Genomic DNA, 24,469 nt, shown 5'->3' on the forward strand with positions numbered 1-24,469 from the left:
GCGCCATCCAATACCATCCGTACAGCGCGTTCGCGGACTTCTGGTGAATACTTGTTCGTTGTCTTTGTCATGATGCTCCATCCTACTCATGAGTTGGAGCCTCCGGCAAACCCGGCGCGGTTCAATTCCTTTGGATCCCTGACTTCATATCCGAAACGTTGAAATGACGTTCTTAGATCAGCCGGTTTTATGTTGTGCGCAACAACCGGTGGTCCACCAGGCCAGCTCGGATCTACTTCTTGGGTTTCGAGGCCGTGGGACTGTAACAATTTTTCAAGAATGTATCTCTCAAGATCACCTGAGTTTGCGTCGCGCGCACCAGTAAGCCTCGTATATCTACACATGTCCTCAACGAGTTGATTAAACTCGATTTGGCCCAGTTCGACGTCATCAGAATGTGGCGCGCAACTAGGAACACAGACAATCGGACATGAGGCGGTTCGTGTATCTTGATTGGTCGTCATAAGCATACCGCTCAGAATACCTGATTTTCCTTGGAACCATTGTTCAGAAAAGATTAACATCGTTGCCCCGCGGAAATTGATTGGGGGTTGCCAACCTCCACTCTCCTGTTCTTCCGCCTTATCTCGGCGGCTCGCGAAACAAACCACTTCTTTGCCGAGGGGAACGATGGCGCCAACGCTACGCGTCATTCCACCATCGTACTTTGTGAATGCCTTCACAGCAAAGTGGTCTCGCCGACTATCCGGCTTATGCTTCACGCGACCTGGGGCTTGTAGTACCAAAAACGACTTCAGAACCCGAACGTTGACCAAAGACGACGTCAACCTGTAGCAAACATAGTGCCGTTCCTCTGACACGTTGCGGGATAGGATATCATGATCCTTCTTGAGCTTACCAAACAAAGGGCTCCAAAGGTCTCGAATATCGGTTTTACCCAATTCCATAAGCCCGCCGAGGTAGCTGATGGCATTACGCTGATCGCGACGCGTTGTGAGCGCTTCCGTAACTTCCTCAGCCAATTGGTCCGGTGTCCCACAGTTGTCAGACAGAATGCCCGCCGCATCCCTTACCATGCCAAAAATCGACGGGGATGCGCGCAGAACCTTCTCATCAGTGAGAGAAAAACCTTCGGATTTCGAAATCCCAATATGAAGAAACAAAATGAATCCATAATTTTCGCACTGAGTCATCGTAAAGTTTTGACGGTTGAAGTACTTCGTGACACCCGACGATACGTTCTTGCCGACACCATCTTCTCTTGAACCGTCCGGATCTGCGATACTCGACAACTCTTCTCGGATTTCTGCCACAGCAAGGGCGATCCGGTTCAGCGGCGCTTGCTCTTCCTTCTTATCAACGATCTTGACCTTGGCCTCAGCTGTGCCCATGCGCTTGAGTTCTTCGAGAAGGATTCTTGGATAAGCTAGGTTGTAGAGTGCAAACTGATTGTTTGCGGCAGAGCTTCCTCGTATCTCAGTAACAATTTTGTCTGCGGCCACTAAAAGCGCCCGTGCGGCACCAACTAACGCGTCAGATGGATCCTCTCGAGGCGCTTCTTGTCTCTGCGTCCAATCATTTTCGAGCCCAAGACCTTGAAACAATCCCAACAATGCACGGTTCTTAAGCGCAGTTGGATCTGGAAGCTTAAATGCAGGCTTGTTGGTGTTTTTTTTGCTGTTGGCGCTTGTCATTCGCGCATCCCCCCGATACGTCAGGACGGAATACCGCTATCGACTAATCAGTCCAAGTCGTGTGTGCTAAAGTTTGGATGTTTAGAGCAGTTGTTGCGAAAAAACATCCAAAAAACGTCACAAGATAGCGAAACAAAATCCTTTGGGTCAGATTTAGCTTTCCGTGCCTCGGAACTTTTAATTCCGATTGTAGAACTTTGCGCGCTAAATTCCGCCAGATGGCTCCGATCTTCATACATTAAGAACCCTAATACTTGTTGAAGGTCTGACGCCTAATCCAGCCTGCTTTCTTACACTGTTTCCTTATTGACCACTCCACAAGGGTGGCAAGAAGCGAACGGGAGGACGCAACTATGGCGAGGAATACACGTAAAACTAAACAATCAAAGCGGGACGCGACTATCTCGTCAACGCCGAAAATGACATCCGCACCGCACCAGGCAAAGCCAAATTCCGGCGGTCCAAAAGTGACCCAGTACCTCGTTGAAAGCCGTGTAAATCGGCCGCGCGCAGGTCTTCTGCGCAAGCGCGAGACCCCGTCAAAGTCACCAAACCTGTTTCCCGGGGTCGATAACCGCAGATCTGGCCGATGGCTTTGGATCATATGGATTTTCCCGGTCGGAGCCGTCGTGGCGTATTTTGCAGCCCACTCGGGTGCCTTTTTGGTTGAACGTGATTGGATTGCGATCAACAGCCACACCCACCGAGCGTTCTGTACCGCTCTGGATATCGGCATGACGTATGGCGCGAAATTTGACGCCGAAGCAAGACGCGCCGGCTGTCAGTAGCGCCTGCCTAGTCACTCAAGCGAACAACATACCAAATCGGAGAAAGCAACCATGCTGAATATCAAATCACGCCTGACAACGGGTTATACTGCCCACATGTCCGTGGCAGGAACGATTGGCATTCTTGCCCTAACAATCTCTACTTTCCTGAGCGGTAGCGGCATCTACTTTTCGACAGCGGGAACGACGCTGGGCCAGCCAGAGCGTCTCGCCATTTCAGGCATTGCAACTCTCTTCATTACCTCTTTGGCCTTCATTTTCTGGGTGAAGGCGGGACATGCCGTACACGAACGCCGATTGCGCAGATCTCAACGGGCATTGCCCAAGCCAAGAGCAACAGGCTGGGTTTTTGCGGGTGTCCTCATGACATCAATGTCATTGCTGACCGCGATCACTGCCCTCTTGTACATGAACAACAAGGATGGCGTGCAGGCAATGATGAACAATGCTGCTTTCTCCAGCACCGTTGGTCCAGTGAGCGTGTTGTCAGACGGGATGACCGAAATTGCGCTTACGGCTTCTCAAGCTGATGCATTGGCAAGCAATCGCTCGCAAGTTGAATCGGCCGTTGGCGGTACGTGTGGTGTCTCGCCCGCCGGAGCCGGGCCACTGACGCGTATGCGTGCGGCACATGCCGAAGAGGCGGCCAACATATTCAGACGGGCAACCGCCCTAAGTGAACGGGCACGTCTAATCAGCAGCAACATGATTGCCGCCCAAAGTCAGGCACGTGTCGAAGCTCTTTTTCAGGATGCTGTCAACTTGCGTCTTGACCCAGAGAGGTTGGCGATCGCAAATGCTGCCGAAGGCTTGAAACGCGGATATGGCACTGACGGGTTCTTGTTCGAAGGACGTCAGAGGTTCTGTCCAGATCCGGTCCTCGCCACCCTGTTTAGCGAAATTGAAACATCGGCTCGAAATGTCATTGAATTGCCTTCAGGGGCACCCGTGCGCCGGGATGTTAAGATATTCGATGTCTTCATGTTGGTTTTGCCGGTGCTGATGGACGGCCAACAGGGGCGCGAAGTGGGAATTACGCGTGGAACGATCCTCCCATTTGTTATCTTTGCTCTACTTGTCGATATCGTGAGCCTTGCGGGCGCTTGGGCACATGGTGCAGGCAATGCGACCCGGATCAAGGGCAGTGAGCTGGAGCAAATCCACAAGACCGCGTGGATACTCAGGAACTTTGTTTGGGAGTTTCCGCCGCTTCAGGACGGCAGCACCTCGGGCAAGGGCACCGCTGGAAAGTCACAAGCTTTTGTCTGCGTGCCATTGGGTGGGGATCCAAAGCGGACGCACCAAGCTGAGTACCTGACAGCCCTGTTCAAGCTGTCCGTCGACGCTGAACATCAGTTTGAGACCCTTGAGCCGCGACGCCGCGAGTTCGAACCTTGGGTGTCTCAGATGCGACTGGCTGGTGGTGGTGCGACGCACTACGCGCTCTACCCTGTCAAATCTCAGGCAACATATGATCAATTGATGCAGATGAAGGTTGATGCCATTTCAGCGCTTGGTCTGGCTGAGCTAGACACTGAATTTCTACCTGAATTTGGCCAAGGCTCTAACAAGAACGTTGTGTCTCTGAGAGCCGCATAAGCGATCAACCAACTCGGTGCATCAGTGGACCGTAGAGACTTACTTCGATGTACAAAAACGATCTTGGAAACCACCTACCTTCAGTCTGTGAATGTCCGACCAATGACGTTACCAAATCGGCCAAGAAACAGCTAATACTAATAACTTCGAAGAATAGCGTTACCATGACAGTCGGCTAGTCGGTCAAACCCCCTAAAGCTGCGAAGCAAATATCAATTGTTCTGGTACAGCTGATCCCACTGTTATCCAGCGATGCGAATCTTGAAAACCGTCGGTACGCGCCGGTGAAACTCGGTGCTTTCCCCCATATAAGCATTCCACGTATCTGGCGGGACAAAGACTTCCACAACATCACCGCGCCGCAATCGCGGGAGAAGATCGTCATAGAATTTCGTACGCCAATCCGTGCTGCCTGCAATCATCGAAGCACTGCCGCTGTCACTCACTTTTCTGAGACCCCAGATTTGTGATGTGTAGCTTAACCCGACGGTGTCGCCCAAAGCGATGGTTTCGCCCTCTCCGCTCGTCACAACTTTGTAGAGCACACCGTCGGGTAAGGTCACAGCATCGATCGAACTGCCAAAGTTTTCCGCCAAATGGACGGTTAGATCCTCATGGGTCGGACATGGTTGCAAGTCAAAGAGACGCACATCGGCGGCGGCATCAGAGCACGGCAGGTTTTCTTCCGCAGCATCCTTTTGGCCAAGCCATTTGTCCTGCTGACGCATCCAGAAAGAAACCTCGGAAAGTGTTTCTTCGCGCATGCGCTGATACAAAAAGGCGCGAGCTGTCGGTGGTTGCCGGGAACTCGTCTCGAATGAAAACGCCCAGGCACCTTCAGCTTGCTCGCGGCGGGCCCTTACACTGGGGCGTGTCGGATCGGCTGAACGGTGCAGAAACGCTTGGGGGTCTGTTGCAAGCGCATCCAAGGCGTCCAGACCCGTTAACTTTAGATCAGCCGATGGTCCGGCGGCCGCAATTCCAACAATCTGGTTTGCCATGGCGATAACGGCAACGGTACCGCTGGCACCTGAGCGACGAAAGTCAAACGCAACAATCAGATCGCCGTAATCCTCTGGTGAGCTGCCGAACTCTGGCTGATAGCCAGCTTCGACAAGAATAGTCTGGGCGTCTTCTACAGACATACCAGGGCGGATCCCCTGAATTGAGATCTGAGAGGCTATATCGTCTTCCGTCAGGATCATCGCCGGGTCGGCTGAAGCCGAAGCCACTTGAGAAAAGGCGTGAAAACCGCGCCAGCACGTCGAAGGCTCATACCCATCGTCTTCAATCCGGCATCCATAACTTTCTGAATGGAAAAGGGCACGCCATTTCCCTGTCGCAGGCGTAATCTCGATAACGAGCGGCGCTCTCTTTCCGCTATAGACATGCATGGCCCATGCCGAGAAATAGGCCTGTGTCTCTGTTGCGAAGAGCAGGGGTCCAAAGGCCGCAAAGCCCTCGTGTGTCACCTGATTGTGCCGTAGTTCTTCCGGGGCCCTTAGCCCGAAATTTGGCGGCAAGACTTCCGCTGCCGCGCACCAAGCCGTGCCCAGCTGGTTGTCGCGGCGGGTGCAGAGCGGTTCAACCGCTGATGGCGGCGCTGAATACGGCTCGGGGAAACTGAGCGTACCTGCGTCTGCAGGGTTTTCAAGAAGAACGGCGCCCGCATCGACCAGTGCAGACCACAGCACTTCTGCATCGCGATCTGCAAATTGAGACGCAACTGCTTCTAAGGGATGTGTAAAAATAGAGCGCCTACCACGCCGACCATTCAGATCCTGATAGGCGTTGGGTGCGGCACCGCCTTGGATCAATGCGCGCGTCATGATGAAAGACTTGTCACGAATAGCCATATTCAGAAGCGCACGGGCATGGCCGTCTCGGTCAGTGATCAAAAGATCAGGGTCCAGCCCGGCCTCCAACACCTTCGTGATCCAGAGACCATAATGCGCCTGACAATCGGTATCGTCGGCAAGCCCAGTGTCGAAAAGAATGAACATCATAGCCGTATCGGCCCGGTCTGGTGTTGCAGTCTCGGACAGCAAACATTGACCAACAGCAGACTTCTGAGCGATATGTTCAAAGACAGACATATCCGATCCGGTCACCCGTCTTGATAAAGCATCTGCGAAAAAAGAAGCATCCACCCCGCCTGCCCAAAAAACATGAAGGTCGGGGAACACGGGCATTTCTGCCTGCGCGGCACGGGCCACAGCGTCAGCGCCTGATCCAAGTCTTTGCAACTTGGGTGACAGAAGTGCTGGCAGGGCCGTTTTGCTTTCGCTCAAGGAAAATGGCAGGCCTCTGGACAGAAACGCTTCTTGGACTGCTCCGATTGACAGCGCCCGCGCTTGCGTTCGGCTGACATTCTGGACCATCCCCAAAAGCGCGCCATGATCCCCGAAAAGCGCACCACCCGACATTCCGGGCACTGTGACGGTCGACTCGTAAATGATTAGAGTGTCCTCGACGGCCCGCAGGATATCGGGGCGTCGGTTTCCGAACCATGCCCTTTCACCGGGGAAACCGATGCCATACAATGCGTCGCCAGCCTCGCTTTGCAGACCACCCGGCAAAAGCACAGCACGCGCGTCTCGGAAGTCTTGCAGTGCGGGGCTGTCAGCTGGTAGTTCTACGGTGATTGCCGCAAAATCTTCTTGCAGCCAAACCGCTTCGATACTGGCATCGAACTGGGTTGCGGCTTCGGACAGAAATTCAACCGAAATCCGGTCGCCTAAATCGGGATTAACATCGGCAAGCGTATGCGCCGCAGTCACCATGGTTAACGCGTTATTCTGATCTGCGACCAGAATGGCAGCGCCGACACGATCAAGCTCGTCATCGATATAGATACGCACCATTGCCACCAGCCGGTCGTCCTGCGCGAGGCCGGGGCTGCCGTGAAAAATGCAGCACAAGCAGACAAAGAAAATGCGAAGCGCCGCGCTCATAGTGACCTCCGCAATCCAAATCCAGCAGCAAAGGCGAATGACACCAAGCCAAGGGCCACACGCAGGGCGGGCTGCGCAGAAAACCATTCAAGAATGCGCGGCATCATACTAAACCTCTTATTGGAAATTTCGCCCTCAAGGTCCGACACCTCACCCGAAAACCGCACCGATAGCCCTTCGGGGGCGACCACAAGACTGCGCAATCCCAGACCAAGCGTGTCGAAATGAATGATCTCGCCGGGCTCAAATCGCGTGTAAGTCGTGGGCGCGATCAGAAAGCGCAAATGCCCACCACTCAAACCACTGTCAGACCGAACGCCGCCGGCTGTCTGGACGGGCTGCCAGAAGCGAAGATCACTTACCGAAATCGTCTCGGCGATTTGAAACGGGAAACTTGGCAGATCTACAGTCAGCAAAACCACAGACCCGTCATTTGACACAAAGTCCAGCGGCTGCAGAGACAAGTCTTCGCCGCATCCAACTTCTGCGCAAGCATCAATATCCGAGCGCAGGCTGGTGTCTGATCCGGGCGAGATGCGAAACTGGATGGGCGGGCCGACCAGTTGAATAGACAGACGGTTTGCGCCAGGTATCGTCGTCAGCTTGAAGCTCGTGTTTTCAGGCACTGTCAGCCCGGTGATGTTCGCAGCACCGGTCACAGACGTGAACCGCAGCAGTCCTTCAGCGTCCTCAATCACTTGCCCGCCAGTAACCGCGATCCGGCCTTCGAATGCGATCGTGATATCCCGACCTGCAATGTCGTTAAGCACGGTGGAGGCTGTGGTTCTTAGATCAATCGTGTCAGACTCGGCAAATCCCGTGATGGTTGCACGTGGCATTGGCAAACCCACGAGGATCAACAAAATCCCGGCAAGCACCAAACCAAAGACAACCAGCGCAAAACGCCAGCCTCGCAAAACAAGATCTGACCAGCTTAGTTCCCCGCTATTGGCCATAACCTTGCCTCGATCACTTCACGCCGTCCGCCGTGGGTTTCGCCTACGATGACAATGTCAACCACATCTGCGCCGACATCCGTCAAAATAAACCTGCTGGACGTGCGGGCCGGGATAAAGCCGGTGCTGCTATCCTTTTCAAACAGTGTGCGTCCTGAGCCTTGTTCGCGCACCACGACACTCAACTCGCTTAGATCAACATCGGCGGTCACGTACAGGATGGCCCGGTCTTCCCGATCTGCAGACTGCTCGGGTCCTATGACAATGGGATAGTATAGGGGCGCTTGCCCCGCGTCATGCGCACACTGAACCGAGCATGCAATGGCTGCCAGATGTCGACCGCGCGGCGGATCCTCAAGCGCAAGAAGGATCTCAGTGTTCCATAAAAAAGTGCCGTCCAAAAGCGCGGAAGTATCCATCTGGTAATAGTCAGAGGGTCGAAGTGACACGATCTTTAAACGCCCTTGGACGGTTTCGGTCAGCCCCACGGCTTTCAAAGCCACCTCTTGCGGGACAGGGGCCGGATCCTCGCCGGAAGGAAAGCGACTGGTCTGATACCCGACAACGCGCAGATTAATCCGACCGGCAACGTCTTCTACGAACACGCCTTCGCACCGGTTTTCGCGCGCCATATAGGACACCGCACTTTCGGCCCGATCTTCGATTGCCAAAGCGCATTCTAGGTTTTGCGCGTAGGCTATCGAAATAGAGGCAGGGAAGGAGCAGCACAGAAGTAGGCAAACAAGCATTCGAGATGCAGGCCACTTAAAGAGCCAATCACATTCAAGTCGCATCACTTCCGACCCCTTACCGCAAACTCGTCCGGATATGATGATAGGCCAAACAGCATTAAAATAGAAGTGTTAGGATCCATGAGAAATTCGCAAAGACTTTGCGTACCTGAGGGACTCTGAATAACTGTTGTGACTGTATTCTAATGCGCTCCTATTGGGTGTTTAGATCTTGAACAAAGGGCCATGGAGGCGTGCTCAAAACATGCAGATTGTTGAACTACCCAATAAACGCAGAAACGAACGCTAATGGTGTCGTAGAGAGCAACTTCTTGCCCCAAAAAAAGAAAACTGGTATTCTAGGAGCCCTTAGCGATTGCAGATTTGTCCGTGGGTTCTGTAAAAACACGGGTCGTGACCCTTTCTAGTCGAGCTCGTTTTTTATCATTCGAGGAAAAGACGGTCCAGCGGACCGATAGAACGTCCATATCAGGCGTTTTTGACCAAACTTTCTGCATGCCAAGAGTTTTCACACAACCTCTCTGCATTACTAATTCAAGGGCGCCGCAACGAACGTCCGCAGTAGGACAATATTTCCTAGTTGTCTGTCCGCCGCTTGGACACGCCGAATCGCGCCCCAAGAATGACTCGAGGAGCATTTTAACGACCATCGAAGAAGGAGGTAGCGACTTAGGCGTCTATCGTTACCCTCAGGGCATTGCACCAGTCGGCTGCGAACGGTAACGTTAGTTTTCTGCCAACGTAGTGGAAAGCCTTTGCATATTGGATCTTGAGATATTCAACCGGACATCGACCGCTCGTTTTTTACTGATTTCGTATATGCATGCTTGAGTGGAGACTACCTTATCGCGCAATTCAGTGGGCAAGTGACCCTCGAGAGTCCCTAAGAAACAGTCATCCTTGTTGGCTTCCGTGATCAAGTTGGCTGCAAAGACTGACGCGCTTTAAAGTAGACAAGGGACTATGGAGTCGATTGCACAACTGAAAAAGAATGCGTTAGACGAACAAATGAATTCTCTAAATGTACGGTAACAGGTCTTTGCCATTGTCGAACATCGACAGAGCTCAGCCGCGCAGTATGGTCGAAGAATGGGGAATATTCGGGGAACGAAGGAGATTTACGCACGATATCTCGTTGATTTCGTGAGATAAACCAAAGTAATTGGTGCCCAGGAGAGGACTCGAACCTCCACGTCCATACAGACACCAGCACCTGAAGCTGGCGCGTCTACCAATTCCGCCACCTGGGCAGGTCACGTTTGGGCGATTTACGCGCCGATCCTTGCGCTGTCAACGCGATTCGAGATGAAAAAGCAGATGGCGGTTTGATTCCGTGCCCATTGCGCCTTGTCTTAGGGTGGCACCGGGGGGTAAACCCGGTGCGAGCGACTTATTTAAAGGCCTAAGCGATGTCTCAGCTTGTCACGATCTTCGGCGGTTCCGGTTTTGTCGGACGCTACATTGCCCGGCGCATGGCAAAAGAAGGCTGGCGTGTGCGCGTTGCCGTCCGCAACGTCAATGAGGCGATGTTTGTGCGCCCTTACGGTGTCGTCGGTCAGGTCGAGCCGGTTTTTTGCAACATCCGTGACGATGCCAGTGTTGCGGCAGTGATGAATGGTGCCGATGCGGTTGTGAATTGTGTCGGTGTTCTGGATGAGGTTGGCAAGAACACCTTTTCTGCGGTGCAGTCTGAGGGTGCCGAACGTATCGCGCGTCTTGCTGCGGCACATGGTGTGGCGCGCATGGTGCACATCTCGGCGATCGGTGCGAATGCTGATGCGGCTAGTGTGTATTCCAAGACGAAAGCTGCTGGTGAAGCTGGCGTTTTGCGGCATATGCCCGATGCGATGATCCTGCGCCCCTCTATTGTCTTTGGGCCTGAAGACCAGTTCTTTAACCGCTTCGCAGGCATGTCTCGCATGGGTCCGGTTTTGCCTGTGATTGGTGCCCATACCCGGTTTCAGCCAGTTTATGTTGATGATATCGCAGCCGCTGCCGTCAAAGGTGTGTTGGGTGAGGCGGAAGGCGGCGTGTATGAATTGGGCGGCCCTGATGTGCACAGCTTCCGCGAGCTGATGCAGCTGATGCTGGGTGTGATCCGCCGCCGTCGCTTGATCGTGAATACGCCGTTCTGGGTAGCGCGTTTGATGGCCTTTGGCTTTGGTGTTGTGCGGACCCTGTCGCTTGGTCTGATAAAGGGCCCTGTGACCAAGGATCAGGTAATCAATCTGGCGGTCGATAATGTGGTTTCGGACGATGCCCATAGCTTTGATACCTTGGGCATACGTCCGACAGCGATGGAGGCCGTGCTGCCAGACTATCTGTGGCGCTTTCGCCCGTCGGGTCAGTACGACGCGATCAAAGAGTCCGCCAAGAACCTCAAGACCTAAGTGTAGGCGATCCAAAGCAGCACAACACCCAATCCGATCCGGTAAATCACGTAGGGCGTGAAGCTGACGGACTTGAGCAAGCGCATCATGAGTGTCAGAGCAAGAAGCGCCGCTCCGAATGACATCCCGATGACAATGCCGATATCCCGGATTTCGCCAATGTCACCTGTGCTGATCACATCAAGCCCCAGCAATGCCGCTGATGCGATGATCGTCGGGATCGACATCAGCATGGCAAGTTTGGCGGCATCTGTTCTGGTATAGCCCAGCATCCGACCCGCAGTGATGGTAATGCCTGACCGTGATGTGCCGGGGATGAGGGCGACTGCCTGCCATAGCCCCATTTGGAACGCGTCTTTCAGCGACCATTGCGGGGCGGTCTTCTCGGTCGGGCTGTTTTGATCGGCCCAATAAAGCAAGACCCCAAAGATGATCATTGCCCAGCCGATGACAGCGATCCCGCGCATGGCTTCCGACAGACCTGTGATCTTTAGGATCAGGCCGACAATGATCACGGGCACAGTTGCGATGATCAGGCAAAGCGCGAGGAACGCCCCTTGCGTGTCGATCTTGCCGCGGATCAGGCGCAGTGTGCCGCCGAGTGCCAGTTTGACGTCTGACCAGAAATAGAGAACGACCGCCGCCAGCGTACCGACATGGGCAGCGACGTCGATCACTTGTCCTTGGTCCTGCAATCCCGACAAGGACGGCAAAAGGATCAGATGCCCCGAGGACGACACCGGCAGAAATTCGGTGATCCCTTGGATCAGTGCGATCAGAAGCAGGTGAAATGTCGTCATTGATCCGGTCTTTGATTCGTCTCGCTCAACCTAACCTCCCCATTTCTTGGGGAAAGAGGGGATATAGGTAACATATCGGACCTAAATGTTAACGGTTTCATCGACTCTTTCTTGCTCTAGCTTGAAATTTCTTAGATATAGGTCAGTATTACTGCCTTTTCATTTCGGATGGAGCATTTTAAAAGGCAGTTCGCGCTGGAATATGGGAGGTTTGCCAATGGCTGGCCAGAAGATGCTGAAGTTTACTAAGGTTGAACGGGACATGCCTGAAAAGCGCCCGCCGAACTTACGTAAGGAAGATTTCGGCGAGATTTACGCAGAGTACGCCCGCGACAAGGCCGCCGAGCAAGCCAGCCGGTGCAGCCAGTGTGGTGTACCCTATTGCCAGACCCATTGTCCATTGCACAACAACATCCCTGATTGGTTGCGCCTGACGGCCGAAGGTCGGTTGGAAGAAGCCTATGAGATCAGCCAGGCGACAAATACGTTCCCTGAAATCTGTGGCCGCATCTGCCCGCAAGACCGTCTGTGCGAAGGCAATTGCGTGATCGAACAGTCCGGCCATGGCACCGTGACCATCGGGTCGGTTGAGAAATACATCACCGATACCGCGTTTGAAGAAGGCTGGGTCAAGCCGATCCGCCCCCATGCAGAGCGTAGCGAAAGCGTGGGTATCATTGGCGCTGGTCCCGGTGGTCTGGCCGCTGCTGACATGCTGCGCCGTCAGGGCGTGCAGGTCACCGTTTATGACCGCTACGATCGCGGCGGTGGTTTGCTGACCTACGGCATTCCCGGGTTCAAGCTGGAAAAAGACATCGTCATGCAGCGCATGGCGCAGTTGGAGGATGGCGGCGTGCAGTTTGTGCTGAACTGCAACGTGGGTGAGGACCTGTCGTTTGATGCTATTCGCGGCAAGCACGACGCGGTGTTGATCGCGACAGGCGTCTATAAAACACGTGATCTGCCGGATTCCGGTGCTGACGGGATCGTCGATGCGATTGATTATCTGACCGCCAGCAACCGCAAAAGCTTTGGCGATGACGTGCCAGAATTTGATAGCGGTGAGCTAAACGCTGACGGCAAGCGCGTTGTCGTGATCGGTGGTGGTGACACCGCGATGGATTGCGTGCGGACCGCCGTGCGTCAGGGTGCGGAAAGCGTCAAATGTCTTTATCGCCGCGACCGCGCCAACATGCCCGGATCGCAGCGCGAGGTGCAGAATGCGGAAGAAGAGGGTGTTGAGTTCGTTTGGCTCTCTGCGCCGAATGGTTTTGAGGGCGATGCGGTGACAGGTGTGAAGGTGCAGAAGATGCGCCTTGGTGCACCAGATGCGACTGGCCGCCAAACACCCGAATTGATCGAAGGATCGGACTATGTCGAGGGTGCGGATATCGTGATCAAAGCGCTGGGCTTTGAACCTGAGGACCTGCCGAAGCTCTGGGGTGTTGATGGGTTGGAAGTGACCCGTTGGGGTACTGTTAAGGCGGATTTCAACACTGGGGCGACAAGCCTTGAGGGGGTCTATGCGGCAGGTGACATCGTGCGCGGTGCGTCGCTTGTTGTCTGGGCAATCCGTGATGGCCGTGACGCTGCAACCGCAATGTTGGAGTATCTGGGACAGGCGGCAAACGTCGCCGCAGAGTGATACGTATCCCGTACAGAACCTGTACAGATGTTGTACGTACACCTGCACATACAGATTTGATGAATAGGTCATACGCGCTGACCCGGAAGGTAAAGAAATGATGAAATCACTCTCTATCCTGACTGCCCTGACTTTGGCGACCCCGGTGGTTGCCCAGCAAAGCTTTGCACCACCCGACGGGTGCGAAGCCAAGCTGACCGTGCAGCACAAAGGCTGTGTGATGGTCAATGTCTGGACCTGCGAGGCAGATAACCCCGGTGATCAGTGGATTGCGCTGTTTGGTCAGGTGGGTCTGTTCAGTGTTCAAAAGGTGGATGCCGAGTTTCAGTGGATCGAGTCTTTCAAGATGTCTGGCACTGAACGTTTGATCACGCCTGCTGAAGACCCCGCATCCTTGACTGATCTTTTCTCTGATCAGATCGACACATGGGATTTCACGCTTGAAACCGAAACCGGGACCGAGCGTAACGTGGGCTTTGACATGCTGACCGGGGAAACCACGGTGATCGACGGGGAAACACTGTTGAACACTGAGTTTCAGGGCCGCACACTTGATAGTGACGGCAATGAAATCGAGTCCAGCAGTGGCCGCCAATACGTCAGCGAAGAACACCGGATTTTCCTGTTTGGTGAAGCGTGGACAGCCGATGATCCTAGTCAGGTTACCGATATGTCGCCCATCGACTTCATTTATCCTGACGAGCCCGGCTTTTTCACCGACCAGCCGCAATATGAATGCAACCAAACCGATGCGAGCTTTCGCCCATGAGAGCGGTACTGGCGTTCATATGTTTGGCCGCACCTGTGGTGGCCCAGGAAGGTCCCGCAACCTTTAGCCTGCCCGCGGGCTGCGATGCCTATCTGACCGTTCAAAGCGAAAGCTGTCAGGTGGATCATCACTTTGCGTGCGAAGGCGACACTCCCGGTCATCAGCGGCGCGTCAGTCTGGACGAAGGCGGTATGACCTATGTGGGTGAAATTGATCGTGAAACGCAGTGGATCAGCAGCTTTCATGTCCTAAGCGACCATCGTGAACAGTTGGAAGCTGATCCCGCTGATCCGGCATCCATGACCGAATTGATGGAAGCGGGTGTCGATAGTTATGATTTCCGCACGCTGTCGGATGAAATCGGCACGACACGCTATGTTGGTCAGGACACGCTGACAGGGCGTCAGATCACCATTGATGGCGTGACGCTGGACGAAACCACCTATGATATTACTGCTTATGATGCTGACGGGACTGAAGTCTGGTCGTCAAAAGGGCGCGAGTTCATCAGCCGCAACTGGCGTATGTTCTTGTCTGGCACAGGTACCGTGACAACGCCTGAGGGTGAATTTGAACGCAGCAATCGCCCGGTTGAGTTTATTTACCCCGGTGAACCCGGCTTTCTAAGCAGCAGCCCAAAGCACGGCTGCGGCATCGCAATCTCTTAGAACTGATGATCAAGCCCACCCATCCGTGGTGGCTCCGCTGAAAGGAAATACCGATGACAACATATGACGAAACTTGGGTAGCAGCCGAGGAAGCCAAGCGTCAGTGGATGGCTGAAAATGGCCTCTATAAGGATGACGATGAACATGCCTCTTGTGGTGTGGGCCTTGTGGTGTCCATTGATGGCACGCCATCCCGTGATGTTGTTGAAAAGGGGATCAATGCCCTCAAAGCCGTCTGGCACCGTGGTGCTGTGGATGCTGATGGCAAAACCGGCGATGGCGCGGGTATTCACGTGCAGATCCCGGTTCCGTTCTTTTATGACCAGATTGAGCGTACTGGCCATGAACCTGATCAGGATCATTTGATCGCGGTTGGTCAGATTTTCCTGCCCCGCACCGATTTTGCCGCCCAAGAGCAGTGCCGCACGATTGTCGAAACCGAAGTGCTGCGCATGGGTCACTATATCTATGGCTGGCGCCATGTGCCGGTGAATACCGAAGTGCTGGGCGACAAGGCCAACGCGACCCGGCCCGAGATTGAGCAGATTTTGATCCGCAATGACAAGGGTCTGGATGAAGAACAGTTTGAGCGTGAGCTCTACATCATCCGCCGCCGGATTGAAAAAGCTGCGACCGCTGCGGGCATCGCTGGCATGTATGTCTGTTCGCTGTCCTGCCGTTCGCTGATCTACAAAGGCATGATGCTGGCCGAACAAGTGGCCGAGTTCTACCCCGACCTGATGGATGCCCGGTTTGAGAGCGCCTTTGCGATCTACCACCAGCGTTATTCCACCAATACCTTCCCGCAGTGGTCGCTGGCGCAGCCGTTTCGCATGTTGGCCCATAATGGTGAGATCAACACGCTGAAGGGCAACGTCAACTGGATGAAAAGCCATGAAATCCGCATGGCCTCTGGCGCGTTTGGCGACAAGGCCGAGGATATCAAACCGATCATTCCGTCGGGTGCGTCTGACAGTTCCGCCTTGGATTCCGTGTTCGAGGTTCTGGTGCGCGCAGGCCGCAATGCCCCAATGGCCAAAACCATGATGGTGCCAGAGGCCTGGTCACAACAGGCGGTTGAGATGCCGCAAGCGTGGCAGGATATGTACGGCTATTGCAACGCGGTGATGGAACCGTGGGATGGCCCCGCCGCCCTTGCCATGACCGATGGTCGCTGGGTGTGTGGCGGTCTGGACCGGAACGGTCTGCGCCCGCTGCGCTATGTTGTGACCGGTGATGGCCTATTGGTTGCCGGGTCCGAGGTTGGCATGGTGCCGATTGATGAGGCGACCGTCGTTGAAAAAGGCGCGCTTGGTCCGGGGCAGATGATCGCCGTGGACATGCAAGAGGGTCGCTTGTTCCATGACGAGGAGTTGAAAGACAAACTGGCCGCCGCACAGCCGTTTGGTGACTGGGTCAAGAAGGTTGTCGTGCTGAACGACGTGCTGACCGATGTGTCGGAGAAGGCATTGTATGAAGGCGATGAGCTGCGCAAGCGCCAGATGGCCGCCGGTTACAGCATCGAAGAGCTTGAACAGGTGCTGGCGCCTATGGCCGAGGACGGCAAGGAAATGATCGCGTCGATGGGCGATGATACGCCCTCTGCCGTGCTGTCCAAAACCTACCGCCCGCTGTCGCATTTCTTCCGCCAGAATTTTTCTCAGGTGACGAACCCGCCGATTGATAGTTTGCGCGAAAGCCGGGTGATGTCGCTGAAGACACGTTTTGGGAACCTGAAGAATGTGTTGGACGAAGACAGTTCGCAAACCGAGATTTTGCAGCTTGCCAGCCCGTTTGTCGGCAACGCCGAGTTTGATGAAATGGTCCGCCACTTCGGTGACAATGTGGCCTTCATCGATTGTATCTTTGAACCCGGTCCGGGTGCCTTGAATGCAGGTTTGCAACGTATCCGATCTGAAGCCGAAGATGCCGTGCGCTCTGGCGCGGGGCACATTGTGCTGACCGATCAGAACCAGTCACCTTATCAGGTGCCGATGCCGATGATCCTTGCGACCTCTGCGGTGCATTCGGGGCTGACCGCGAAGGGTCTGCGCACATTCTGTTCGATCAACGTGCGTGCGGCGGAATGCATTGATCCGCATTACTTTGCCGTGCTGATTGGCTGCGGTGCAACGACCGTAAACGCCTATCTGGCACAGGATTCCATTGCGGACCGTGTGCGTCGTGGCCTGATTGATGGCACGCTGACCGAGGCCATGACCCGCTATCGCGCGGCGATTGATGCCGGTCTGCTGAAAATCATGTCGAAGATGGGGATTTCGGTGCTGTCGTCCTATCGCGGTGGTCTGAATTTCGAGGCTGTCGGCCTGTCCCGTGCGATGGTGGCCGAATACTTCCCCGGTATGCATTCGCGCATCTCCGGGATTGGGACATCTGGCATCCAAACCAAGGTCGAAGAAGTGCATGCGCGTGGCTGGAAAGGTGGCTCCGACGTTCTGCCCATCGGTGGTTTCTACAAATCCCGCCGGTCCGGTGAAAAGCACGCTTGGGAAGCGCAAACGATGCATATGTTGCAGGCCGCTTGCAACAACGCGAGCTATTCGTTGTGGCAGCAGTACTCCAAGTCGATGCAATCGAACCCACCGATCCATTTGCGTGATCTGTTGGCGATCAAGCCTTTGGGCACCGCGATCCCGATTGAAGAGGTCGAAAGCATCACGGCGATCCGCAAGCGTTTCGTGACGCCGGGCATGTCGCTGGGCGCGCTGTCGCCCGAGGCGCATAAGACGCTGAATGTCGCGATGAACCGCATTGGTGCGAAGTCCGACAGCGGTGAAGGCGGCGAAGATCCCGCACACTTCCACCCAGAGCCAAATGGCGACAATCCATCGGCGAAGATCAAGCAGGTGGCCTCTGGCCGGTTTGGCGTCACAGCCGAATATCTGAACGCCTGCGAAGAGCTTGAGATCAAAGTCGCACAAGGTGCCAAGCCCGGTGAGGGTGGTCAGTTGCCCGGCATGAAGGTCACTGACCTGATCGCCCGCCTGCGCCATTCGACCAAAGGTGTGACCCTGATTTCACCGCCGCCGCACCACGACATTTACTCGATCGAGGATCTCGCGCAGCTGATCTATGACCTCAAGCAGATCAACCCGCGCTGTAAGGTGACGGTCAAGCTGGTGTCGTCGTCCGGTGTTGGCACGATTGCGGCTGGTGTGGCCAAGGCCAAGGCGGATGTGATCCTGATTTCCGGTCATAATGGCGGGACGGGTGCATCGCCCGGCACGTCAATCAAATATGCCGGTTTGCCATGGGAAATGGGCCTGACCGAGGCGCATCAGGTGTTGGCGATGAACAACCTGCGCGAACGCATCACGCTGCGCACCGATGGCGGCCTGCGCACGGGTCGTGACATTGTCATGGCCGCGATGATGGGGGCCGAAGAATACGGTATCGGCACCGCCGCCTTGATCGCGATGGGCTGCATCATGGTGCGTCAGTGCCAGTCGAACACCTGCCCTGTAGGCGTCTGTACGCAGGATGAGGCACTGCGCGAGAAGTTTACGGGCAATGCCGATAAGGTTGTGAACCTGATCACCTTCTATGCAACCGAAGTGCGTGAAATCCTCGCGTCCATTGGCGCGCGTTCCTTGGACGATGTGATTGGCCGTGCTGATCTGTTGACCCAAGTGTCGCGTGGTTCGGCACATCTGGATGATCTGGACCTTAACCCGCTGTTGATCACTGTCGATGGCGCACACAAGATCACCTATGATCGCAACCGCCCACGCAACCCGGTTGATGACACGCTGGATGCGCAGATCGTGAAGGACGCTGCGCGCTTCCTGAATGACGGTGAGAAGATGCAGTTGGATTATGCTGTGCAGAACACGCTGCGGACCATCGGTACGCGCACGTCCAGCCACATCGTGCAGCAGTTTGGGATGCGCAATGCGTTGCAGCCGGACCACCTGACGGTGAAACTGCGCGGCAGCGCGGGTCAGTCGCTGGGGGCCTTTGCCGCACCGGGGCTCAAGTTGGAAGTGTCGGGTGATGCCAATGACTATGTCGGCAAGGGCCTGTCGGGGGGCACGATTGTTGTGCGTCCGCCGATGGTCAGCCCGCTTGTGGCGTCTGAGAATACCATCATCGGCAACACGGTGCTTTACGGTGCGACGGCCGGCTATCTCTTTGCCGCCGGTCGCGCGGGTGAGCGTTTCGCGGTGCGGAACTCTGGCGCGCATGTCGTGATCGAGGGATGCGGCACAAACGGGTGTGAATATATGACCGGTGGTGTGGCCGTGATCCTTGGGACGATTGGCGCGAACTTTGGGGCCGGGATGACCGGTGGTATGGCGTATCTTTATGATCCGGTCGGTCAGGCAGCCGATCTGATCAACATGGAAACGCTGGTGACGAACCCTGTGACGGTGGATCATTGGCACGACCAGCTAAAGGGGCTGATCGAGCGGCACGCTGAAGAGACCGGCAGCCGGAAGGCCGCAGATATCCTTCAGCATTGGGACCTTGAGAAGGTCAACTTTGTGCAGGTCTGCCCAAAAGAGATGCTGGTGCATCTGCCAGCACCGCTGAGTGTCGAAGAAACCGCGATCCCTGCGGAGTAAATGACACGCCCCCGCGCCAAAATGCGCGCGGGGGCAGCCCATGTTCTTGACCTGTTAACTGCCGCTGTGGCTTATGGGGTCGATGGCAGAAACGAGCACAGCTAAGAAGAAACCGGCGAAAAAGCCGGCACCCAAGAAGAAACCTGCGAAGAAAGCCAAAAAGCTGGGCCCTATTGAACGGGCACGGCGGTTTGTGCGGCGGGTGATCTTTTGGGGTGTTTTTGCGGTGTTTTCCTTCGCCCTGCTTTGGACGCTGCTTTACGCGGTGATCAACCCCCCGACGACACCCTATATACGCTCTGAGGCGCATCGTCTGGTCAGCGTCAAACAAGAATGGGTCGCGATTGACGATATTGCCCCGGTGATGGCCCGTTCGGTTGTGGCCGCCGAAGATGCAAATTTCTGTTTGCATTGGGGGCTCGACGTCAAAGCAATCCAGGCTGCGGTGGAACGCGGGCGCGGGGGTGCGTCGACTATTTCGCAGCAAGTTGTGAAGAACGTCTTCCTGTGGCATGGCCGCAGCTGGTCTCGCAAAGCGATTGAGGCGGTTTGGACGCCGCTGACAGAGGCGGTTTGGTCCAAGCGTCGGATTGTCGAACTTTACCTGAATGTCGCTGAGTTCGATGAGGGTGTCTTTGGCGTGCAGGCCGCGGCGCAGCACTATTTTGGTGTGGATGCTGGCGATCTTTCGCCAATTCAGGCCGCCCGGCTGGCCGCGATCCTGCCGTCGCCCAAGAACCGCTCAGCCAGTAACCCAAGCACATTCACCCGCAATCGCGCAGCATCCATCATGAGCGGGGCCGCGACAATTGCGGCGGACGGGCGCGCGGACTGCTTTGAAAACTGACCGCCCCATTGAACCAAAGGCTGTCATGCGGCATTGAAGGGATAGTCCATCCCGTGAGTGCATCATGAACACGCTGTATCATTACCCATTATCCCCGTTTTCCCGCAAAGTCCGCCTGTGTCTGGCGGAAAAGAAGATCGAAGTGGGACTGGTCGAAGAACGTTATTGGGAACAGGACCCGGATTTTCTGCGCCGCAACCCGGCGGGTAAGGTCCCTGTGCTCAAGATGGGCAGCCGCACGATGTCTGATAGTGTGGCGATTTGCGAATATCTGGATGAGACGCACCCCACCCCTCCGCTTTTCCCCAAGAACGCCGAGGCACGTTGCGAGGTGCGCCGCCTGGTTGGCTGGTTTGACGATAAGTTCTATCACGAAGTTACAACCAAACTGACCGGTGAGCGCGTGTATCGTAAAGTGATGGGCACAGGCTATCCCGACAGCACCAATGTGAAGGCGGGTGCGCGGGCGGTGAAGTACCACCTCGACTATATGGCGCGTTTGTTGGATGAACGCCGCTGGCTGGCAGGCAATGAGATGACGATGGCTGATTTTGCGGCTGCCGCGCAGTTGTCTTGTCTGGATTACACCAGTGATGTGGATTGGAACCGGCATGAGGTGTTGAAGGATTGGTACGCCAAGATCAAATCGCGCCCAGCCTTTCGGTCGATCTTGGCAGATGAGGTGCCGGGGTTTCAGCCTGCTGCGCATTATGCTGATCTGGATTTCTAAAGGGGGCCAGCCCCCCGTCCCTTCGGTCCTCCCCCCGAGGTATTTTTGAACATGAGAAGCTTGAAAGAGCAGCTGATCACGTTCGCTCGGGAAGCCGGGTTTGCGTCCGTCGGTGTCTGTCGTCCTGAGTCAGTGCCAGAATTGCCAGGGCGATTGCAGGCTTTTGTCGGTGCAGGCATGCATGGGCAGATGGGCTGGATGGCCGAGCGGATGGTGTGGCGCAGTGATCCAGCGGCGCTTTGGCCTGCTGCGCGGTCTGTGATTATGTTGGCGGAGCCTTATACGCCAGAGCACGATCCAATGGCGGTTTTGGAAGAACCCGACCGTGCAGCGATCAGCGTTTATGCCCAGAACCGCGATTATCATGATGTGGTGAAGAAGCGGCTTAAACGTGTGGGGCGATGGTTGATTGAACAGGTGCCAGAGGCCGAGATTAAGGTTTTTGTCGATACCGCCCCAGTGATGGAAAAGCCGCTTGCGCAAGCCGCAGGGCTGGGGTGGCAAGGCAAACATACGAACCTTTTGAGCCGTGATCTTGGAAACTGGTTTTTTCTGGGGGCGATATTTACGACCGTTGATCTGGAGCCGGATGTGGCAGAGATCAGCCATTGCGGGTCTTGCAAGGCATGCCTTGATATCTGCCCCACCGCCGCCTTTCCCGCGCCCTATCAGCTGGATGCCCGCCGCTGCATTTCCTATCTGACGATTGAACATAAGGGTCCGGTGGACGAAGATCTGCGCGCCCTGATGGGCAACCGGATTTATGGCTGTGATGACTGTCTGGCGATTTGTCCGTGGAACAAGTTTGCGCAAGAGGGTCGCGATGCAAAGCTGGCGGCCCGCGATGATCTGATTGCGCCCCCTTTGGCGGAACTGGCCGCCTTGGATGATCCGGCGTTTCGCGCGCATTTCTCGGGCTCGCCCATCAAGCGGATCGGCCGCGACCGTTTCGTGCGCAATGTGGCCTATGCGATTGGTAATTCCGGTAATCCTACATTGATCGCATCCGTTTCACCTTTGGTTGATGATCCCGATCCGGCAGTGGCGGACGCCGCGCGCTGGGCTATCTTGCGCCTTAAGGAGGACTGACCATGATCCGTATTCTTGCTTTGATGCTATTGCCCGCTGCGGCGGCGGCACAGGTCGACCAAGGCCGCCCAAACGCCAGTTTCCAACCTGCCTTTGAAAACCAGACCCGTGCGCCTGAACTGCGGACCACCCGAGTGGATGTTGAGGTTTTTGCTGAAGGGTTGGAAAATCCTTGGGGCATCGCGCCCTTGGGCAACGGTCAGTTCTTGGTGACCGAACGGCCGGGCACGATGCGTATCATCAATGATGATGGCACGGTAAGTGCGCCACTGCCGGGCCTGCCAGAGGTCGCGGCCGAGGGTCAGGGTGGTTTGCTGGATGTTGCGGTCTCAGCGGATTATGCGCGCGACGGTACGGTGTTCTGGACCTACGCCAAATCAGTACGCGGTGGTCTTGTAACGGCTGCCGCCCGTGCGACCTTGGGACGTAACGGGGAACTTGAGCGCCCGACAGATATCTTTGTGCAGGATTGGCCGGCCCGGAATGGCCGTCACTTTGGTAGCCGGATTATTCCGATGGCCGATGGCACCGTCTGGATTACGACGGGCGACCGTGGGGCCGGTGACAGTGGCCAACTGGTGCAGGATATCAACACGTCCCATGGCAAGGTTATCCGATTGAATGCCGACGGGTCCGAACCGCGTGACAACCCGTTTGTGGGCCGTAGCGGCAGCAATCAGATCTGGTCTTTGGGCCATCGCAACATACAAGGGGCTGCAATTGCGTCTGATGGGAGCCTTTGGACGGTTGAGCATGGCCCCCGCGGTGGCGATGAGCTGAACCAACCGCAGGCGGGTCTGAACTATGGTTGGCCTGTTGTCAGCTACGGGATCAACTATCGCGGGTCCGATGTCGGTCGCGGTTTGTCGCGCGCTGCGGATTATGAAGAACCGGTCTACTATTGGGATCCGGTAATCGCCCCCGGTGGCATGATGTTTTATGATGGGCCTTACGCCGATTGGCGGGGTGATCTGCTGATCGCGTCGCTGAACCCCGGCGGTCTGGTCCGGTTAAAGCTGCAAGGCGGCCGTGTGATCGGCGAAGAACGCATGCTGACCGATGTGGGCCGTATTCGCGACGTCGAAGTCTTGGATGACGGCGCGGTATTGGTTTTGCTGGACGCAGGTGAAATTCTGCGCGTGATGCCGCGTTAGGCGGCCAGCTTGCGTGCCGCCGCGAAGGATACCAAACGTTTGGATTTCTCGTCCCATAGATCAAGGCTCGCGCATTTGATGCTTTGCGCGATATTCATGCGGCTGACCTCAACCAACTCATTGTGATCGCGTAACACCTCGGTCAGGCGATAGAACGGGATCCGGCTGTACAGGTGGTGCACATGATGGATGCCGATATTGGCCGTGAACCAGCGCAGGATCGGCGGCAGGTCATAGTGTGAACTGCCGTGCAACGCGGCTTCGTGCAGTTGCCAGTCTTCGTTTTGTTCCCAATGGGTCGTTTCAAACTGGTGCTGCACGTAAAATAGCCAGACGCCGATGGATGCGGCAATCAGGGTGGTGGGCAGAAAGACAAGGAACAGCGCCTGAAATCCGCCAAAGTAGACGATTGTGCCAAGGATCGTGACGATCGCAGCGTTGGTGCCCATCGCGCTGATCCAGTATTTGCGCCCTTGGTTCATCAGCCCCATTGGCAGCCGGTTTTGCAGGAAGAACAGATATGTCGGGCCAAGCCCAAACATCACAAGCGGATGCCGATAGGCCCGATACATGAACCGGCCAAATGCGGTGCGCTGGTGATACTCTTCGACCGTCAGCGTCATCACGTCACCAATGCCGCGCTGATCAAGATCGCCGGCATGGCTGTGGTGGATCGAATGGGTCCGTCGCCAGACATCGTAGGGCGTCAGTGTCACAACGCCCAACGCGCGCCCGACCCAATCACTGACATTGCGGTTGCCATAGAAAGAACCGTGCCCGCAATCGTGTTGGATGCAGAAAAGGCGCAGCAAAAACAGACCGTTCGCAGCCGAGATCAGGAATGCCGCCAGATAGCTGTATTGCGCGACCCAACAGGCCAGCACCCAAAGCACGACAAAGGGGATCAAACTGACCGCGAGTTCAAAGCTGCTGCGAATGCTGCTTGGCTCACGATACTTGGCTAAAATCTGGACCCAGTCACGGGGGGTCATATTTGCGGGGGTCTGATTTTTATCTTGCATACACTGCTTCTTAGCCAACGATACTTTCGGATAACCTAACGTCAGGCATTAGCAAGTGAAAAAGG

17 protein-coding genes and 1 tRNA gene are annotated in these 24,469 nt (G+C 55.5%); 11 read left to right on the forward strand and 7 right to left on the reverse strand.

Going from position 1 to position 24,469, the window contains the following annotated elements; all coding sequences use genetic code 11:
- Positions 1–86: 86 nt before the first annotated feature.
- Complete coding sequence (locus tag MWU60_RS08675; protein WP_247226879.1) at positions 87–1,655, reverse strand: hypothetical protein; 1,569 nt, start codon at positions 1,653–1,655, stop codon at positions 87–89.
- Between the two features lie 419 nt (positions 1,656–2,074).
- Here MWU60_RS08675 and MWU60_RS08680 point away from each other — a divergent pair, with 419 nt between their 5' ends.
- Together MWU60_RS08680 and MWU60_RS08685 are read left to right on the forward strand one after the other, a co-directional pair.
- The gene (locus MWU60_RS08680) at positions 2,075–2,443 is read left to right on the forward strand and encodes a hypothetical protein (RefSeq protein WP_247226880.1); all 369 of its coding nucleotides are present in this window, start codon (positions 2,075–2,077) and stop codon (positions 2,441–2,443) included.
- 51 nt (positions 2,444–2,494) lie between these two features.
- Positions 2,495–4,042: a hypothetical protein gene (locus MWU60_RS08685; RefSeq protein WP_247226881.1), complete on the forward strand. Its 1,548-nt coding sequence runs from the start codon at positions 2,495–2,497 to the stop codon at positions 4,040–4,042.
- Between the two features lie 242 nt (positions 4,043–4,284).
- Here the strand turns inward: MWU60_RS08685 and MWU60_RS08690 are convergent, their stop codons facing one another.
- From MWU60_RS08690 to MWU60_RS08705, 4 genes are all read right to left on the reverse strand, one after another.
- Positions 4,285–6,996, reverse strand: coding sequence for a trypsin-like peptidase domain-containing protein (locus tag MWU60_RS08690; RefSeq protein ID WP_247226882.1), 2,712 nt, complete (start codon positions 6,994–6,996; stop codon positions 4,285–4,287).
- Positions 6,993–7,952 (reverse strand): hypothetical protein, encoded by a 960-nt coding sequence (locus MWU60_RS08695; protein WP_247226883.1) that lies wholly within the window; start codon positions 7,950–7,952, stop codon positions 6,993–6,995. The genes MWU60_RS08690 and MWU60_RS08695 overlap by 4 nt, the downstream gene beginning before the upstream one ends.
- Complete coding sequence (locus MWU60_RS08700) at positions 7,931–8,623, reverse strand: hypothetical protein (protein WP_247226884.1); 693 nt, start codon at positions 8,621–8,623, stop codon at positions 7,931–7,933. The genes MWU60_RS08695 and MWU60_RS08700 overlap by 22 nt, the downstream gene beginning before the upstream one ends.
- Before the next feature lie 1,244 nt (positions 8,624–9,867).
- Positions 9,868–9,954: transfer RNA gene (locus MWU60_RS08705), tRNA-Leu, on the reverse strand.
- 159 nt (positions 9,955–10,113) lie between these two features.
- Between MWU60_RS08705 and MWU60_RS08710 the strand changes: the two genes are divergently transcribed.
- Positions 10,114–11,094, forward strand: coding sequence for a complex I NDUFA9 subunit family protein (locus tag MWU60_RS08710; protein ID WP_247226885.1), 981 nt, complete (start codon positions 10,114–10,116; stop codon positions 11,092–11,094).
- Here the strand turns inward: MWU60_RS08710 and MWU60_RS08715 are convergent.
- Complete coding sequence (locus tag MWU60_RS08715; RefSeq protein ID WP_247226886.1) at positions 11,091–11,894, reverse strand: undecaprenyl-diphosphate phosphatase; 804 nt, start codon at positions 11,892–11,894, stop codon at positions 11,091–11,093. The genes MWU60_RS08710 and MWU60_RS08715 overlap by 4 nt on opposite strands.
- A gap of 217 nt (positions 11,895–12,111) precedes the next feature.
- Here MWU60_RS08715 and MWU60_RS08720 point away from each other — a divergent pair, with 217 nt between their 5' ends.
- The 8 genes from MWU60_RS08720 to MWU60_RS08755 all read left to right on the forward strand — a co-directional run bounded on the left by MWU60_RS08720 (position 12,112) and on the right by MWU60_RS08755 (position 23,382).
- Entirely contained in the window at positions 12,112–13,539 is a 1,428-nt protein-coding gene (locus tag MWU60_RS08720; RefSeq protein WP_247226887.1) for an NAD(P)-dependent oxidoreductase, read from the forward strand.
- A gap of 100 nt (positions 13,540–13,639) precedes the next feature.
- Positions 13,640–14,308, forward strand: coding sequence for a hypothetical protein (locus MWU60_RS08725; protein WP_247226888.1), 669 nt, complete (start codon positions 13,640–13,642; stop codon positions 14,306–14,308).
- Positions 14,305–14,976: a hypothetical protein gene (locus tag MWU60_RS08730; RefSeq protein ID WP_247226889.1), complete on the forward strand. Its 672-nt coding sequence runs from the start codon at positions 14,305–14,307 to the stop codon at positions 14,974–14,976. Before MWU60_RS08725 ends, MWU60_RS08730 begins: the two co-directional genes overlap by 4 nt.
- Positions 14,977–15,029: 53 nt before the next feature.
- Complete coding sequence (gltB, locus tag MWU60_RS08735; RefSeq protein WP_247226890.1) at positions 15,030–19,562, forward strand: glutamate synthase large subunit; 4,533 nt, start codon at positions 15,030–15,032, stop codon at positions 19,560–19,562.
- Positions 19,563–19,644: 82 nt separating this feature from the next.
- On the forward strand, positions 19,645–20,409 hold the full coding sequence (gene mtgA, locus MWU60_RS08740) for a monofunctional biosynthetic peptidoglycan transglycosylase (protein ID WP_247226891.1): 765 nt from the start codon (positions 19,645–19,647) through the stop codon (positions 20,407–20,409).
- A 64-nt stretch (positions 20,410–20,473) separates the two neighbouring features.
- Entirely contained in the window at positions 20,474–21,139 is a 666-nt protein-coding gene (locus tag MWU60_RS08745) for a glutathione S-transferase family protein (RefSeq protein ID WP_247226892.1), read from the forward strand.
- A 51-nt stretch (positions 21,140–21,190) separates the two neighbouring features.
- Positions 21,191–22,228 (forward strand): tRNA epoxyqueuosine(34) reductase QueG, encoded by a 1,038-nt coding sequence (gene queG / locus MWU60_RS08750; RefSeq protein ID WP_247226893.1) that lies wholly within the window; start codon positions 21,191–21,193, stop codon positions 22,226–22,228.
- Positions 22,229–22,230: 2 nt separating this feature from the next.
- Positions 22,231–23,382, forward strand: a complete 1,152-nt coding sequence (locus MWU60_RS08755) for a PQQ-dependent sugar dehydrogenase (protein ID WP_247226894.1) — start codon at positions 22,231–22,233, stop codon at positions 23,380–23,382.
- On the opposite strand, the gene MWU60_RS08760 is transcribed toward MWU60_RS08755, so the two are convergent.
- Entirely contained in the window at positions 23,379–24,374 is a 996-nt protein-coding gene (locus MWU60_RS08760; RefSeq protein ID WP_247226895.1) for a fatty acid desaturase, read from the reverse strand. The two genes, MWU60_RS08755 and MWU60_RS08760, sit on opposite strands and share 4 nt — an antisense overlap.
- Between the last annotated feature and the right edge of the window lie 95 nt (positions 24,375–24,469).

The sequence above is a fragment of the Yoonia sp. F2084L genome (genome assembly GCF_023015625.1).
Classification (GTDB): domain Bacteria; phylum Pseudomonadota; class Alphaproteobacteria; order Rhodobacterales; family Rhodobacteraceae; genus Yoonia.

Excerpts from the sequence above, each read along its gene's own strand:
- MWU60_RS08675 (WP_247226879.1), bottom strand. The coding sequence starts at position 1,655 with ATGACAAGCGCCAACAGCAAAAAAAACACCAACAAGCCTGCATTTAAG.
- MWU60_RS08680 (WP_247226880.1), top strand. The coding sequence starts at position 2,075 with ATGACATCCGCACCGCACCAGGCAAAGCCAAATTCCGGCGGTCCAAAA.
- MWU60_RS08685 (WP_247226881.1), top strand. The coding sequence starts at position 2,495 with ATGCTGAATATCAAATCACGCCTGACAACGGGTTATACTGCCCACATG.
- MWU60_RS08690 (WP_247226882.1), bottom strand. The coding sequence starts at position 6,996 with ATGAGCGCGGCGCTTCGCATTTTCTTTGTCTGCTTGTGCTGCATTTTT.
- MWU60_RS08695 (WP_247226883.1), bottom strand. The coding sequence starts at position 7,952 with ATGGCCAATAGCGGGGAACTAAGCTGGTCAGATCTTGTTTTGCGAGGC.
- MWU60_RS08710 (WP_247226885.1), top strand. The coding sequence starts at position 10,114 with ATGTCTCAGCTTGTCACGATCTTCGGCGGTTCCGGTTTTGTCGGACGC.
- MWU60_RS08715 (WP_247226886.1), bottom strand. The coding sequence starts at position 11,894 with ATGACGACATTTCACCTGCTTCTGATCGCACTGATCCAAGGGATCACC.
- MWU60_RS08720 (WP_247226887.1), top strand. The coding sequence starts at position 12,112 with ATGGCTGGCCAGAAGATGCTGAAGTTTACTAAGGTTGAACGGGACATG.
- MWU60_RS08725 (WP_247226888.1), top strand. The coding sequence starts at position 13,640 with ATGAAATCACTCTCTATCCTGACTGCCCTGACTTTGGCGACCCCGGTG.
- MWU60_RS08730 (WP_247226889.1), top strand. The coding sequence starts at position 14,305 with ATGAGAGCGGTACTGGCGTTCATATGTTTGGCCGCACCTGTGGTGGCC.
- gltB (WP_247226890.1), top strand. The coding sequence starts at position 15,030 with ATGACAACATATGACGAAACTTGGGTAGCAGCCGAGGAAGCCAAGCGT.
- mtgA (WP_247226891.1), top strand. The coding sequence starts at position 19,645 with ATGGCAGAAACGAGCACAGCTAAGAAGAAACCGGCGAAAAAGCCGGCA.
- MWU60_RS08745 (WP_247226892.1), top strand. The coding sequence starts at position 20,474 with ATGAACACGCTGTATCATTACCCATTATCCCCGTTTTCCCGCAAAGTC.
- queG (WP_247226893.1), top strand. The coding sequence starts at position 21,191 with ATGAGAAGCTTGAAAGAGCAGCTGATCACGTTCGCTCGGGAAGCCGGG.
- MWU60_RS08755 (WP_247226894.1), top strand. The coding sequence starts at position 22,231 with ATGATCCGTATTCTTGCTTTGATGCTATTGCCCGCTGCGGCGGCGGCA.
- MWU60_RS08760 (WP_247226895.1), bottom strand. The coding sequence starts at position 24,374 with ATGACCCCCCGTGACTGGGTCCAGATTTTAGCCAAGTATCGTGAGCCA.